Origin of the sequence: Paludibacterium yongneupense DSM 18731 (assembly GCF_000422925.1) — a bacterium.
In the GTDB taxonomy this organism is placed as follows: domain Bacteria; phylum Pseudomonadota; class Gammaproteobacteria; order Burkholderiales; family Chromobacteriaceae; genus Paludibacterium; species Paludibacterium yongneupense.
Genome location: NZ_KE383963.1, coordinates 62,975 through 76,728, shown reverse-complemented (window position 1 = coordinate 76,728; position 13,754 = coordinate 62,975). Strand labels below are relative to the sequence as shown.

The following is a 13,754-nucleotide window of genomic DNA, read 5'->3' as shown; positions in this document are numbered from 1 at the left end:
GCGGCAATACTCGCTCAGCTCGATCTCCGACATCGACAGGGTTTCGACGACGACGGCGAATTTAGTTTGTGCAGACCAGTTCTCACTGCTGCGGTCATGTTCGGGCACGGGACGACCTTGTTTACGAAGCTGATTCCGCCAATTGTATAGCGTTGTTTCGGAGACCCCCTCCCTTTGTGCCAACTCGCGGATGGAGGGCGGATGCGGCGCTAGCATTCTGTTCAGGATGGCGTCTTTACGAGCCTTGGATAAACGCGACATGGTGAAATTCCGGCCCCCTGGATTGAGTATGAAATCCCTGAAAAGGGATCATCTCAACTACCCTGACACAGGGGGGTTAGCGTCAACGGTCATGTTGAAGGGCGGTAACAACTTCTTGAGTAAGGCCTCACGGCGCTCAGGTGAATGACGTGCCACGACATGGATCTTTCACAGCCCCCGGATGATGAGTTGATTCGATCTGAAGACACGACAACTACCCTAGCACCGGGGGACGGCTTAAATTTATGTGGATACTGCATTCCGTCGCCCAGGACATCCGGGCCAAACCCAGCGTATGCACTCGAATTTGATAAGGAGAGCACCATGCATCTTGCCGCACGTTCCCCCGTTCCCTTCCACCCGACCCTGTCGGTGGCCAGCGCCCGCTTTCTGCGCCTCCCGGAAGTCTTGAACCAGATCGAGATGTCCCGTTCGTCGATGTACGACGCCATCAAGCGCGATGACTTGCCCGCACTGATCCCGCTGGGTGGCAAGAGCGTGGCCTGGCTGTCGAACGAAATTGAAACCTGGAAGGCGTCCCGCGTTGCCGCCCGCCGACACTGAGCATGGAGAGCCCTATGTATGTCACTGACACGAAGAAGAACGATGGCTTGTTCGCACTGCTGAAGTGCTGCCAGGACGAGCTGACCCACGACCAGACCTTACGCCAGAACTATCTGGTCAAGGTCGAACTGGTGAACCAGCAACAGCAGAACGTCGAGGCGGCCGAGAACACCGCCAAGACCTTCCGCGAACAGGCCCACTCCGTACTGCGCGAACTGCTGGGCAAGCCGTCGAAGAAGCTGCACGACCTGCGGGCGGAAGAGCGCTCGGCCTACAGGCTGGACGAAGACTACCGTTGCTTTATCAGCGAGCTGGAACTCGCCCGCGACGAAGCCGAGCTGGACATGCACATGGCCGGTCATGCGTATATCCGTCGCCGGGAAGACGCCCTGGAGGGGTACGCCAAAACGTTGATGGAGGATGCACTGGCACAAAGCGGCCTGCTGATTAAAGCCATCGCCCTGACGCAAGACGCCTACTTGCGAGAAGGCCGCTTCGCGATGTGGAAACAGCAAGGCTATAACGAAGCCATTGATGCGATCATGGCGCTGGTTAAACGCCGCATCCGGCAGAAGTTGTACATGGAGAAGCCTGATTTGAACGAAGACGAAGTTACGACGCCATCAAGTGCGGTGACTCCCCGCTCCGATCACGCTGCCTGCCCACTCGCCATACACCACCTTTCCCTGCCCTGCGAGCTACCTTCGCGTATCCACCGAGGACCAGCAAATTGAAATCCAACGCGCCACGATCCGAACCGCTAGGTTCGACATTGAGCAGGATTTTACCGATGAAGCCACCAGCGACGCCACAAAGGGCGAAATTTGCCCGACTTTGCCACCATACTGGGATACTTGCGAGAGAGCGAAACCTTGGCATTTTTAGCTAGTCATGTTGGGAAAATACTTACATGACATATACTTAATCATCAACGGCTAGCCGATGAGTCTACACCAACTGGCATCCTAAAAACCTCTTAAGGATCTCCCCACAGAGCCGTACAGACACCTTATAATCTCCCCCTGCTTAACCGTAACACTGAAAGACAGTCCATAACAATGAACACCATCGAGATGTGTGCAGGGGCTGGAGGCCAAGCATTGGGTCTCCACAATGCAGGTTTTGAACACCTTGCATTAATAGAGATCGATGCACATGCCTGCGCAACCCTTCGCCACAATAACCAGCATCTGAAGCTTGGTTGGGGGGAAATCATTGAGGGCGACCTGCACGAGTTTGCTCACATTCGTGCCCATGATTTCCACAAGCAAGTTGACCTTCTCGCTGGGGGGGTTCCTTGCCCACCATTTAGCAAGGCTGGTAAAAAATTGGGACCGGACGATGAGCGTGATCTGTTTCCTGCCGCGCTGAAAATTGTTCAAGCCATCCAGCCACGAGCAGTCTTGCTTGAAAATGTAGCAGGCCTTATGGAAGAAAAATTTGCGAGCTACCGGCAATCAATCCGTGACACGTTGCATAGTATGGGCTACTGCACGGATTGGAAGCTGCTAAACGCCAGTGATTTTGGTGTGCCACAATTGCGGCCTCGATTCATTCTTGTCGCGATGCAAGAGAATATTTGGCCGCACTTTAGCTGGCCGAAGGCACTGCAAGAGAACCCCAAGTCAGTCGGTGACGTGCTGTTTGACCTCATCAGTGCGAATGGCTGGGAAGGGGCCGAAGCCTGGAAGGCTCAAGCCAATGACATCGCCCCAACGCTAGTAGGTGGCTCAAAAAAACATGGAGGGCCCGATCTTGGTCCCGCGCGAGCAAAAGCTGCGTGGCAAAAGCTCGGGATCAATGGCCATCGTGTGGCGGACGAAAATGAAATACCACAGCGTAATTTCCGCGGCGTAGTCATGCGCGATGGCAAGATCAAAGACGGCTTCGCTAATATGCCATTACTCAGTGTGAGAATGGCAGCCCGAATCCAAGGATTTCCTGACTGCTGGCACTTCATCGGAACAAAAACACATGCCTACCGTCAGGTCGGAAACGCATTTCCACCTCCTGTAGCACAAGCAGTCGGTCTACAGATTATGGCAGCACTACAGGCATTTGATAGGCAATACAGATAACCCCTTCAGAGGAGGCCACCCTCTCTGTTCTGCAACTCCGAGTAAAATATGACACACAATTGCGATGAAAATATACTACTCATTCGCAATTTGATATACTTTTGGCATCCATTATGCCAAAAGGCAGTAACAGATGCTTCTCCCAACTCTGGACAACAGAGCCCAGCCCAGCGATCCAGCTCTCATTGAAGTGGCAAACTACATAGTAGCAAAGCCGAACCTTGACGAGATAATAGGCCAGTACATTCGCCAGGCCTTCGATGAAGTAATCGATGGTCCACGCACGGGGCGGTATGCGATTTCTCAATTGGAAAAGACTGAGAAAACATATATCGGTACAAAAATTGAAATCATTCTTAGGGCTGAACTTGGCTTGGGCAGAGGGAAAAAACTCGACAATTTCATCTGCGGACACGAGGTCGATACTAAGTTTTCACTATCTGGCCAGTGGATGATTCCGACAGAAGCCTCAGATGAGCTATGTCTTCTAGTATCTGGTGACGAAGTCAAGAAAACATGCAGCTTTGGCCTTCTTAGAGCAACAGCAGACATGCTGACCGTAGGCGCGAATCAGGATAAGAAAAGGACTGTCTCCAGCATGGGAAAAGAAAATGCAATTTGGTTCCTGCGAAACAGCCCAATGCCGAAGAATTTCGTCTTAGAACTTCCAAACGAGACACGACAGACCATTTTGTCACAGAGAACAGGGAAAGCAAGACTCCACTCCCTGTTCCGGAATGTGACAGGCCAAATCATACCTCGTTCTGCGATTCTTCAAATTGCTCGGAGCGAGGATCCACTAAAGAGAGCAAGAGAAGCAAAAGGCATATTGGAAAAAGACGGATTGCTTATTTTATGCGCAACCTATGCAAAAGATCGAGAGCTATTCGTTCGCCATGGATTTACAAAGTTCAATAACAATGACTGGCTTTGCATAGATAAAAATTGAACAAGTCCCCCTGTGTCAGGGCTGCTTAGGTAAGCGAGCTCGGCAAGATCCAGACCAGTCAGGTCGGTACATTACATAGATATGACGCGATCGATGCCGTGGGTCAGCATGTGCCAACGATAGTCAAAATATGGCCCACTCGGGTCTCATGGGTTGTCGATTTCTTGAACCGCCCCGGCTTTTCTTTTGTCCCCCAATCTATATTCACCTACTATGCTGGCAATGTGTGTATGGTGCAGTAACCGATCGGGCATGGCTGCAGTCAGCACGGCATAATCGGCAAAAATCGTGGCCCACTGGTTGAATGACAGGTTCGACAACAAGATCATCGACCCTTTTCATAGCGCTTTGCCCCCTGGTACCCTCGCCCGCCCCCCAGAAGACTGCCCCACATCTGAAGAAAAATAGGACGCCACGCCCGTGTCTTGACTCGTCTACCCGTGCCCGGGCTGGAACCGCCCTTGGCCAAGCATAAAGAATAGCATGACGATCAGGCCATGAATGCCCACCCACACTCTCGATCGATGGCAAGCATCAACCGCCCCCCCTGCCAACCTAGATTTTCATTGTAGAAAAGCGCAGATCTACGGCGGCAAGGTCGAAGTAGCCCGGATCAAACTCGCCGCCACACCATGCCAGCATGGCCTCATGTTCCTCGTGCCGAGGATCTCTGATCGCCTCCAGGAACTCTTCATACCCACAGGGGCCGCCCACGTCTTCCGGCGGGCAGGCATTCTCGCCACCGGTGCATAAGGGCAGTTTCAAGCCGGGATCGCCCGGCATCGTCTTACGGATCTTGATCGTATGTTGCCAGCCATCTCCGAAGTCATACAGATAGTCGAACTTGCGTGTCCCACCCAGGGCCTTCTTCAAGGTCACCCGCTTCTCCGACAGCACATCGTCAGGCAAGTCGGGGCTCGGGATGCCAAAGCTGCGATCTTGGCCTGCCGCTTCTATTTACGGACAGCCATGCCTACTATCGGTGGGCTAATTTTTACGATGCCCCGGCAGACCTGGATAAGATAGACTGGGATCTGCTACAAAGAAAAGATTTTAAGCGAGACCCGGACGATCCGGCGAAATTCGAACGCTATCAGGCCGAGGCATTGATCCACCAATATGTCCCGGTCGACGGTCTTCTCGGAGTGGTCTGCCATACGGATACGATCCGGCAGCACATCGAGCGGAAAGTTCAGACCCGCGGACTGTCATTGAGTGTGGTCGCGCGACAAGAGTGGTATTTCTCATGATCAAATTTACACAAGGCAATCTACTGGAAGCTCGGGTCGATGCTCTGGTTAATACCGTCAATACTGTCGGGATCATGGGCAAGGGTATTGCCTTGATGTTCAAGGAGCGTTTCCCCGAGAATTTCAAGCGCTATGCCGCCGCCTGCAAAATCGGTGAGGTTCGCACTGGCGAGATGTATATCACTCAGGTGCATGAACTCGACGGCCCGCGCTGGATCGTCAATTTTCCCACGAAGCAGCACTGGCGCGCGCCCTCGCGCCTGGAGTGGATCGCGGAAGGGTTGCGAGACCTGCGGCGCTTTCTGCTGGAGAACGACGTTCCCTCCGTTGCCATCCCTCCGCTCGGAGCGGGAAACGGAGGCTTGAACTGGAACGACGTCAAGCCGCTGATAAAAGGCGCACTTGAGGACCTCGATGCCGAAATCTGGGTCTTCGAGCCGACCGGCCAGTACCTGAATGTTGCCAAGCGCAGTGGCGTCGAAAAACTGACACCAGCTCGAGCCCTGATTGTCGACCTGGTCCGCCGCTACTGGGTACCCGGAATGGAATGCAGTCTGCTCGAAATTCAGAAACTCGCCTGGTTTCTCGGCCGTGCCATCGAGTCTACCCTCCCGGGCAACGACCCTCTCGACCTACGGTTCACGGCGCATAAATTTGGCCCTTACGCGAATCGACTCGAGCACCTGCTGGACAGTCTGGACGGAAGCTATCTGCATTGCGAAAAACGCATCAGCGATGCGGGCCCGCTGGATGTGATCTGGTTCGATGACGCTCAGACTCGAGTCGTTCAGACCTATCTGAAGACTGAGGCCAAAGATTTTCTGCCGGCATTGGAAAAGACGGCAACCATGATTGATGGATTCGAATCGCCATATGGCATGGAACTCCTGGCCACGGTGGATTGGTTACTGACACGCGAAGCGGTTGAGCCGACAGTCGATGCGGTGCGCAACGGCCTGCGCCATTGGCCTGCGGGTGCGACGGCGGCAGCCCGCAAGGACCGGCTGTTCGATGATCGCGCACTTGAAATCGCATTGCAGCGCTTGTCACCTGCCGCGAATGCCGTTGCCTAGTTGTCTCTCCGGGATGCCTCCCAGAGTGCCGTTCCATGCCGTGACGCCTCGCTCATCATGATCAGGGGCGGCGTCTGCAAGCTGCCGCGGAGCCGGACACCCCATGCCGGACTCGGGGGCACTTAGGGGTGGGGCAAAAGGACAGTGGCACCGAGCCCTTTGATGGATTGCATTTTTTCGCGTTTACTCTGGGCTAAATTCCGATCTTCCCCTCTGCTCATCTTATGCGTCGCCCCCGTACACACATCGTTCGCCCAGGCATCTGGCAGCAACATCGACCTCGCCCCGATAAAACACGTATAAATTGTATCGACGATGGTCCCCATGGGGCCGTCCCCCTAATTCACCACCCGCGGCACGGGGACGTCTGCCTCGCGCCCCAAGTGGCATGACAAGGAATGCGATGCACACGATAGCGGTAATCGGCGCGGGACTGCTTCTGCTGGGGCTGTTCGTGCGGTACGGCTGGCGGCGGGGCGGCCGTGCGGCGGCGGCGCTGGCCGCCAGGGTATTCATCCCGGCCTGGCTGCTGCCGGCCATGGCCAATATGTGGGTCGGGGTGAGCCGTGCCGGCTACGGCGTGCGCGATGAGTTTCCCATCCTGCTGATCGTGTTCGCCGTGCCGGCGCTGGCCGCCGTCGTGACCGCGCGGCGGCTCGCGCGCCGTTGAGGGCTGGCGCGGCCGTCGGCCGACCGGCCGAGGATGCCCGCCTTACAGGCGGAAACGGCTGACCGAGGAATACAGCTCGGCCGAGGTGCTGTCGATCTCGCGGGCGATGCCTTCCGCCAGTTCCACCGAACGCTGCGTCTCTTCGACCACGTTGGCCACCTGCTCGACGCTGCGGGCGATGGTGAGCCCGGCGGCGCTCTGTTCGTTCATGGTGTGCGCTACCGAGGCGCTGCGGGTCATATTCTGCTGTATCGACTGCTGGATGGAGCTGAGGGCGGCTTCGGCCTGCCTGACCTGTTCCACGCCGGTGGTGACGCCGGGGCCGATGGCTTCCATCTTGCCCGAGGTGCCTTCGGTTTCGCTCACCACGCTGCCGATGATGGTGGTGATTTCGCTGGTCGCGCTGGCGGTGCGCTCGGCCAGCTTGCGCACCTCGTCCGCCACCACGGCGAAGCCGCGTCCGGTTTCGCCCGCGCGGGCGGCTTCGATGGCGGCATTGAGCGCGAGCAGGTTGGTCTGGTCGGCGATATCGCGGATGGTGGCGGCGATGCCGCTGATGTCGCGCGTGCTTTCGGTCAGCGACTGCACCATGGCGCTGGCTTCGTGCACCTGGCCGGCGATGGCCTGTATGCCTTGCGCGGCGAGTCGGGCGTCGTGCACGCCCTGCGCCGCTTCGTCATTCATGCTGTGCGAGGAGCTTTCGTTGTGCTGGGCCACGTCGCGCACCTGATCGATGCTGACCGACAGTTGTTCGATCGAAGCCGCGGCCGAGGCGGTCGATTCGCTGGCGGTGGCCGAGACCGTACCCAGTTGCTGCATTTGCTGGCCGAGGTCTTGCGCCGAGTGTTTCAGTCCTTGCGAGGAGTGATTGATCTTCTCGATCAGTTGACGCAAGCCTTGTTGCATATGACTCATCGCCCCCAACAGGCTTTTTTCCGAACCGGAATACTCGATGCGCTGCGACAGGTCGCCATCGGCGATGCGCGACATCGCCGCCGCCGCATAGTCCGGTTCGCCGCCGAGCGCGCCGATGATCTGGCGCGACATCACGCCGGACAGGATGAACACCACGAGCAGCACCGCCACACCGACGGCGAGCAGCAGCGCCGCGTCTTGCCAGAAGGTGGCGCTGGCATCGTCGAGGAAGACGCCCGTACCCACCACCCAGCCCCACGGCGCGTAGCGGTAGACGCCGTTGAGCTTGGGCACTTTGACGCTGCTGCCGGGATGGTTGGCCATGGCGCCGGCGAAGGCGTAGCGGCTGCTTTGCAGTGCCTGCGCATAGGCTTCGACCGCGGTCATGCGTCCGTCCGGCGTTTTGCCGCCGTCATCCACCTTGCCTACCCGTTTCTGGTCGAGGTGGACAAGCAAGACCGAGTTTGAATCGCGTACGAAGTAATAACTACCCTCATGCCGCATCGCATCCAGGCTGCGCGCGGCTTGATGCTGTGCCTCGGCGCGGGTGAGTTTTCCGCTTTGTTCGAGGCCGTTGTAATAGGTGAGCAGTGCTTCCGATTGCTGCAGCGAGTTGATGATCTGTTTGTGTTTTTCTTGCTGTAATGCGCTATCAAGCGAATACAGGGCCACGGCCGCCAGTAAGGCCGCCCCAAGGCAGCTGATCAGGGTAATTATCAACAGCCTGATTTTGACTCGCACGGTGCGGCTCCTCTGACTATGTAAAAATAAGTATTAATAGTTAATATACATTATTTTTCATAATCGGGCTCCGATGTAAATATCGGTAAATAAATCCGTTATCCGGCTCATGAATTAATAATCGATTTCCACATCTTTAGAAATGCGAGTCAATGCCATTCTCGATAAATCATGACGTTGCCAGCCGGGTGCGCCGAGGGGTGCGTTCTCGCTTCGGCGCGCGCCGTCGCGGGCCGGTTTGGACGATGCGGGATGGCCGCCAGCCCGCCGCTGCCGCGATGCCATGCAGGGCGGAGGATGGAGTCGGCAGGAGGGGAGCGCGAGGCGGGCCGGGTGCGGCCGGCATCGCGTCCGGCTGGATGCAGCGACCGAAGGTGTGTTCGCTCTCGGGCCATGCAGTGCGGGCCTGCAAGCCTGACTCGCGCTTTTGCGGCTTACGGACGTTCCAGTTTTTCGACCACCACGCCATGGTGGTCTTCCTTGCCGTCGAATTTCAGGATTTCGACGATGACTTTGCCCGGATGGATGGCCAGCATCATGCGGGCGGCTTGACGCGCGGTATCCTGCGAGCTGTGCAGCGGTCCTTTGGTATCACCGCCGGAGCTGGCGGAAACGACCCTTACCTTGAAAAACATTGTCATATCCTTTGACTGGGCCGAAGCAAGCGCGACACCGGTCCGTCGAGTTCACATGCCAGGATGGAAGGGGAAATCAGGCTGTTCCGGGACGGTCCCGGAAGCGGAGGGGGAGCGTGCTCGCTTGCGCAGTGCTCTTGTCGTCATTTTAGCGCATAGGGGCGGATGCAAGTTGCCTCATTCGTACCCTTTGCCTGCCTGATGACTTGCCTGCCTAAAAAAAAAGACCGCTTGCGCGGTCTTCAGTAAAAGAACGGGGGTACTGAAAAGTTCATCACGTTGGAGCTGCCGCCGGGACTCGCTTCCCTGCGACGGTTTCAGAATAGACGCCGGGTATTGCCATTCCGTGTCCGCGGCGACCGCAAACATTAACAATCGTGAAGCGCAGGCCGGCCGGGTGCCCTGCCCGGGCGCGGCAATGCTAGTATCTGGACATGACTTTTCCCTGAAAGCCTCCCATGCCGCTCAGCCCGGACCAGTTTCTCGGATTTCTCGCCGCTGCCGTATTGATTACCCTGTCCCCGGGGCCCGACAACCTGATGGTGCTTGGCGTAGGCATGTCTCGCGGGCGCCGGCAGGGCATGGTTTTCGGACTCGGTTGTGCGCTGGGTTGCATCAGCCATACGATTCTGGCCACCGTCGGCATCAGTGCGCTGATCGCCGCCTCACCGCTGGCGTTTTCCGCGCTCAAGGTCGGGGGCGGCCTCTATCTGCTCTGGCTGGGTCTGCAGGCGCTCAGAAGCCATGGCGGCGCGCGCGCCGGCAATGGCAGCGGGCAGGCGGAGCCGTTGCGGCGGCTGTTTTGCAAGGGCCTGTTTGCAAACGCAATTAATCCAAAAGTGGTATTATTCTTCCTGGCCTTTCTGCCGCAATTCGTGGTCGCCGCACATGGCGCGATCGGCATGCAGACGGCCCTGCTCGGGCTGACCTTCACCGCGCAGGCAGCCGTGTTGTTCGGCCTGCTCGGCTATTTCTCGGGCGCGGTCGGCCGCGCTCTGCAGCGGCGCCCGCGCGCAGGTCTGTGGCTGGACCGCATCGCCGGCAGCATTTTCGTCGGACTCGGCCTGCGTCTGATCATCGCACGCTAGCCACGGCTGACCGGCACACGGTCGACTCGAGATCGGCGCCCTGCGGTTTCGCGCGGCCCGGACTGTTGTCGCCGACACCCGCAAGACTGCCTTATTGCCGCATGATGCGCACCTGCCCCGAAGACCAGCTGCGGCGGGTCGGCAGAAGGGCGCCAGGCCGATTCGGGCCTGGCACACGGCATCGCAGCACGCACTGTACGGGATGGCGCCTGCCTGGACGGTGCATGGCGGCGATGTTTTATCAAACCGGCTCGGGTTGACCACGCTCAGGCGGAGTACGAAAAGCCGGCAGCTGAAAGATGAAGAAATGTCAAAGAACACCCTGTTACTCAGTCTCGCCCTTGGCGCCTTGTCGGGCCACGCCCTGGCGGATGATGCGGCAAGCCCTGCGCCCGCCGCCGCCACCGCCGCGCCAGGCGTCGATGCTTCCCTTCTCGACAGGGCGACCACCGCCGTACTGGCTCCCGCCGGCAGGGTGCTGTCCTCGCTGGAAACCGCGATGCTCGATACCTGGCACTCGGACAAGTACGAGCTCTATATTCCTCTGCATACATGGCACAACCGGCGCATGTATTCGAGCGAGAATATCGCCCGCTATAACGAGAACCCGTTCGGGCTGGGCGTGGGCAAGTACCGCTTCGACAGCGATGGCAACTGGCATGGCCTGTATGCGATGGCCTTCATGGATTCGCACCATGATGTCGAGCCGATCGCCGGCTACGGTTATCAGAAAATGTGGTATCCGGGCGGCGACTGGCGCCTGGGCCTCGGCTACACCGTAGGCGTGACCATGCGCCAGGACTACAGCTATGTGCCGATTCCTCTGGTGCTGCCGCTTTTCTCGATCGAGAAGGGCGGCGTTGCGCTGCAGTCGACGTATATGCCGGGTACCGGCAAGAATAACGGCAATGTCCTGTTCACCTGGCTGCGCTGGCAGTTCTGATTTCGTTCCGTATTGAGTGACACCCCGGTCGGCCTGCGCGGTCGGCTTTCACGCCAAAAGATGTATCATGAATATAGAAAAACGTCACGGCTACTGCGCCTTGTGCATCTCTCGCTGCGGCTGCGTGGCGACGCTCGTCGACGGCAGGATGACGCGCGTCGACCCCGACCGCGCACACCCGACCGGGCAGGCCCTGTGTCTGAAGGCGCGTAGCGCGCCCGAGCAGGTCTACCACCCTCAGCGGCTGCTGTTTCCGCAGCGCCGCACCCGCCCCAAAGGCGACCCCGACCCCGGCTGGGAGCGGCTGGGCTGGGATGAGGCGCTCGATCTGCTGGCGTCGAAAATCGCCTCCGCCGCCGAACGGCACGGGCCGCGCGGCGTCGCCTGGGCGGTCGCCACCCCCAGCGGCACGGCGCTCGCCGACAGTTTCGGCTGGATACACCGTCTCGCCCGCGCCCAGGGCAGCCCGAACATGGTATTCGCCACCGAGAATTGCAACTGGCACAAGGATTTCGCCCCTGTCGCCGACTTCGGCGCCGGCATCGGCATGCCCGACTACGAACACACGGGCTGCATCGTGCTGTGGGGTTTCAATCCGGGCGTATCGTGGCTCGCGCAAGCGAGCGCGATCAAGGCGGCGAAACAGCGCGGCGCCCGCCTGATCGTCATCGATCCGCGGCGCAGCGGATTGGCGGCCTCGGCCGATGTCTGGCTGCGGCCCCGCCCCGGCAGCGACGGCGCGCTGGCGCTCGGCCTGATCCATCACCGCTTGCAGGGGCAAAATTTCGATCGCGAATTCGTCGCGCAGTGGAGCGATGCGCCTTGCCTGCTGCGTGTCGGCAGCGACAGCCTGCTGACCGAGGCCGATCTGGTCGCCGGCGGCGATCGCAGCCGCCCGCTGGCCTGGGATCAGACGCTTGGCACGGTGCACGTGCTGGCCGCGCGCGCTTCGAACGCCGCACCCGGCCTGCGGCTGGCCTTGTCCGGACGTTTCACGATCGCGACCCTCGCCGGCCCGGTCGAATGCGAGCCGGTACTGCACCGGCTCGCGACGCTGGCGGCAGAGTGGACGCCGCAACGGGTCGAGGCGGTCTGCGGCATCCCCCCGGATGCGCTGGAGAGCGCGGCACGGCTGATCGCGACGCAAGGCCCCTTGTCCTGGTTTACCTGGACCGGAACCGCGCAGCACGATAACGCCAGCCATACCGGCCGCGCCCTGCGCGCCTGGTACGCGTTGAGCGGCTCGCTGGACGCCAAAGGCGGCAATGTCTGGTTCGAGCGCCCGGCACTGGCCGATATCTCCGGCGCCGAATTCGTCACGCCCGCCACCCGCAGCGAGACCCTGGGCCTGGCCGAGCGCCCGCTCGGTCCGCCCGCGCGCGGCTGGATCACGACGCGCGATCTGTTCCGCGCCGTCGTCGAGCGGCAGCCCTACCCGGTTTCCTGTCTGGTCGCCTTCGGCGGCAACTTCATGCAGAGCAAACCGGCGACCCGGCTGAACGACGACGCTTTGCGCGCGCTCGATTTTTTTGCCGTCGCCGAGCAATTCGAAACCCCGAGCGCGCGCATGGCCGATCTGCTGCTGCCGGTCGGTTCCGCCTGGGAACGCGAGGGCCTGCAAGGCGGCTTCATGGTCGGCGCCGCCGCCGAGGCGCACCTGCAGTTGCGGCCCGCACTGGCACCGGCGCAGGGCGAAAGCCGCTCCGACCGCTGGATCGTGTTCGAGCTTGCGCGCCGACTGGGCCTGGGCGATGCTTTTTTCGGTCTGGACCCCGAGCTGGCGCTCGATCACATACTGGCCCCCAGCGGCGTCGATGCGAAGACCTTGCGCGCGGCGCCGCAAGGCATGCGCCTGGCGCTCGTCACGCGCTACCGCAAGTACCGGCAGTCCGGCTTTGCGACGGGCGACGGCCGCCTGCATTTTTTCGACGCGGCGCTGGCCGCCCGCGGCCTGCCGCCGCTGCCGCTCTACCAGCCGCCGCAGCGGCAGGCGAGCGCGGAGTTTCCGCTGCTTCTCACCACGGCCAAGTGGCCGCAGTTCTGTCATAGCCAGCACCGGCAGCTGCCGTCCTTGCGGCGCTCGATGCCGGACCCCCTGCTGGAGATCCATCCCGACACCGCGGCGGCGGCCGGCATCGCGGCCGGCGACTGGGTCGATCTGGTGACCCCGCAGGCGCGTGTCCCGGCGCGAGCGCGCCTGGATGCGCATCTCGCCGCCGAGGTGGTATGCGCACAGTACGGTTGGTGGCAGTACGCCGATCATGCCGGCGACAGCAACCGCCTGTTCGACGGCGAGCGTTTCGACGCCATCAGCGGATCGAACAGCTTGCGGCACGCCCCGTGCCGCATCGAGCGTTCGAAGCGGATGCGCCCCGCCGGTGCGGACGCGGCCAATGCCCTGGACCCCGCTGCCGCGGCGGCACGGGAGCAAGGCAGCGAGCGGCCCGGCGCCGCTACGGGGCGGGCTGCGGATTTGCCGCCGCCGGGCTGAGTCCGGGGCCGGGCATCGTACCGCCGCCCCCTCCGGCCCGACCCCCGACACGGCGCCGCGTTTCGCGCCGACCGCTTTTCCGCGACAATAGCGGAT

Annotated in this window: 14 protein-coding genes and 1 pseudogene; 10 read left to right on the top strand and 5 right to left on the bottom strand. The window is 60.2% G+C overall.

What is annotated here, in order from left to right:
* On the bottom strand, positions 1 to 261 hold a 261-nt coding region (locus G520_RS24680), incomplete at its 3' end, for a transposase (RefSeq protein ID WP_028537347.1).
* 324 nt (positions 262 to 585) lie between these two features.
* Between G520_RS24680 and G520_RS0120840 the strand changes: the two genes are divergently transcribed.
* The 4 genes from G520_RS0120840 (at position 586) to G520_RS23735 (ending at position 3,852) form a co-directional block, all read left to right on the top strand.
* Complete coding sequence (locus tag G520_RS0120840) at positions 586 to 825, top strand: helix-turn-helix transcriptional regulator (RefSeq protein WP_028537346.1); 240 nt, start codon at positions 586 to 588, stop codon at positions 823 to 825.
* 14 nt (positions 826 to 839) lie between these two features.
* A complete protein-coding gene (locus tag G520_RS0120835) occupies positions 840 to 1,559 on the top strand; it encodes a hypothetical protein (RefSeq protein WP_028537345.1) in 720 nt (239 codons plus the stop codon).
* 324 nt (positions 1,560 to 1,883) lie between these two features.
* Positions 1,884 to 2,903: a DNA cytosine methyltransferase gene (locus G520_RS23740; RefSeq protein WP_036666736.1), complete on the top strand. Its 1,020-nt coding sequence runs from the start codon at positions 1,884 to 1,886 to the stop codon at positions 2,901 to 2,903.
* 133 nt (positions 2,904 to 3,036) lie between these two features.
* The gene (locus G520_RS23735; protein ID WP_051229565.1) at positions 3,037 to 3,852 is read left to right on the top strand and encodes a NaeI family type II restriction endonuclease; all 816 of its coding nucleotides are present in this window, start codon (positions 3,037 to 3,039) and stop codon (positions 3,850 to 3,852) included.
* Between the two features lie 146 nt (positions 3,853 to 3,998).
* Here G520_RS23735 and G520_RS0120820 read toward each other — a convergent pair.
* Both G520_RS0120820 and G520_RS23730 read right to left on the bottom strand, forming a co-directional pair.
* Positions 3,999 to 4,190 (bottom strand): annotated as a pseudogene (locus G520_RS0120820) (ATP-binding protein); the annotation flags it as partial.
* A gap of 217 nt (positions 4,191 to 4,407) precedes the next feature.
* Positions 4,408 to 4,761, bottom strand: a complete 354-nt coding sequence (locus G520_RS23730; protein ID WP_051229564.1) for a plasmid pRiA4b ORF-3 family protein — start codon at positions 4,759 to 4,761, stop codon at positions 4,408 to 4,410.
* Between G520_RS23730 and G520_RS25875 the strand changes: the two genes are divergently transcribed.
* The 3 genes from G520_RS25875 to G520_RS0120800 all read left to right on the top strand — a co-directional run bounded on the left by G520_RS25875 (position 4,701) and on the right by G520_RS0120800 (position 6,845).
* Entirely contained in the window at positions 4,701 to 5,102 is a 402-nt protein-coding gene (locus tag G520_RS25875; protein WP_084637738.1) for a DUF4433 domain-containing protein, read from the top strand. The two genes, G520_RS23730 and G520_RS25875, sit on opposite strands and share 61 nt — an antisense overlap.
* The gene (darG, locus tag G520_RS0120805) at positions 5,099 to 6,175 is read left to right on the top strand and encodes a type II toxin-antitoxin system antitoxin DNA ADP-ribosyl glycohydrolase DarG (RefSeq protein ID WP_028537342.1); all 1,077 of its coding nucleotides are present in this window, start codon (positions 5,099 to 5,101) and stop codon (positions 6,173 to 6,175) included. Before G520_RS25875 ends, darG begins: the two co-directional genes overlap by 4 nt.
* Before the next feature lie 403 nt (positions 6,176 to 6,578).
* The gene (locus G520_RS0120800; protein ID WP_028537341.1) at positions 6,579 to 6,845 is read left to right on the top strand and encodes a hypothetical protein; all 267 of its coding nucleotides are present in this window, start codon (positions 6,579 to 6,581) and stop codon (positions 6,843 to 6,845) included.
* Between the two features lie 42 nt (positions 6,846 to 6,887).
* On the opposite strand, the gene G520_RS0120795 is transcribed toward G520_RS0120800, so the two are convergent.
* Together G520_RS0120795 and G520_RS0120790 are read right to left on the bottom strand one after the other, a co-directional pair.
* Positions 6,888 to 8,501 carry a methyl-accepting chemotaxis protein gene (locus tag G520_RS0120795; RefSeq protein ID WP_028537340.1) on the bottom strand — a complete coding sequence of 538 codons (1,614 nt, stop codon included), beginning with the start codon at positions 8,499 to 8,501 and terminating at the stop codon, positions 6,888 to 6,890.
* 434 nt (positions 8,502 to 8,935) lie between these two features.
* Complete coding sequence (locus tag G520_RS0120790; protein WP_028537339.1) at positions 8,936 to 9,136, bottom strand: hypothetical protein; 201 nt, start codon at positions 9,134 to 9,136, stop codon at positions 8,936 to 8,938.
* A 458-nt stretch (positions 9,137 to 9,594) separates the two neighbouring features.
* On the opposite strand from G520_RS0120790, the gene G520_RS0120780 reads away from it, so the two are divergent.
* From G520_RS0120780 to G520_RS23720, 3 genes are all read left to right on the top strand, one after another.
* Positions 9,595 to 10,224: a LysE family translocator gene (locus G520_RS0120780; RefSeq protein WP_028537337.1), complete on the top strand. Its 630-nt coding sequence runs from the start codon at positions 9,595 to 9,597 to the stop codon at positions 10,222 to 10,224.
* 307 nt (positions 10,225 to 10,531) lie between these two features.
* On the top strand, positions 10,532 to 11,167 hold the full coding sequence (gene pagP / locus G520_RS23725; RefSeq protein ID WP_084637741.1) for a lipid IV(A) palmitoyltransferase PagP: 636 nt from the start codon (positions 10,532 to 10,534) through the stop codon (positions 11,165 to 11,167).
* Positions 11,168 to 11,234: 67 nt separating this feature from the next.
* A complete protein-coding gene (locus G520_RS23720) occupies positions 11,235 to 13,658 on the top strand; it encodes a molybdopterin-dependent oxidoreductase (RefSeq protein WP_051229563.1) in 2,424 nt (807 codons plus the stop codon).
* The last annotated feature ends 96 nt before the right edge of the window (positions 13,659 to 13,754 follow it).

What these genes read in the sequence shown, in the direction of transcription:
- darG (WP_028537342.1), top strand. Translation starts at nt 5,099, where the DNA reads ATGATCAAATTTACACAAGGCAATCTACTGGAAGCTCGGGTCGATGCT.
- G520_RS23735 (WP_051229565.1), top strand. Translation starts at nt 3,037, where the DNA reads ATGCTTCTCCCAACTCTGGACAACAGAGCCCAGCCCAGCGATCCAGCT.
- pagP (WP_084637741.1), top strand. Translation starts at nt 10,532, where the DNA reads ATGTCAAAGAACACCCTGTTACTCAGTCTCGCCCTTGGCGCCTTGTCG.
- G520_RS0120800 (WP_028537341.1), top strand. Translation starts at nt 6,579, where the DNA reads ATGCACACGATAGCGGTAATCGGCGCGGGACTGCTTCTGCTGGGGCTG.
- G520_RS23740 (WP_036666736.1), top strand. Translation starts at nt 1,884, where the DNA reads ATGAACACCATCGAGATGTGTGCAGGGGCTGGAGGCCAAGCATTGGGT.
- G520_RS0120790 (WP_028537339.1), bottom strand. Translation starts at nt 9,136, where the DNA reads ATGTTTTTCAAGGTAAGGGTCGTTTCCGCCAGCTCCGGCGGTGATACC.
- G520_RS0120780 (WP_028537337.1), top strand. Translation starts at nt 9,595, where the DNA reads ATGCCGCTCAGCCCGGACCAGTTTCTCGGATTTCTCGCCGCTGCCGTA.
- G520_RS0120835 (WP_028537345.1), top strand. Translation starts at nt 840, where the DNA reads ATGTATGTCACTGACACGAAGAAGAACGATGGCTTGTTCGCACTGCTG.
- G520_RS23720 (WP_051229563.1), top strand. Translation starts at nt 11,235, where the DNA reads ATGAATATAGAAAAACGTCACGGCTACTGCGCCTTGTGCATCTCTCGC.
- G520_RS0120840 (WP_028537346.1), top strand. Translation starts at nt 586, where the DNA reads ATGCATCTTGCCGCACGTTCCCCCGTTCCCTTCCACCCGACCCTGTCG.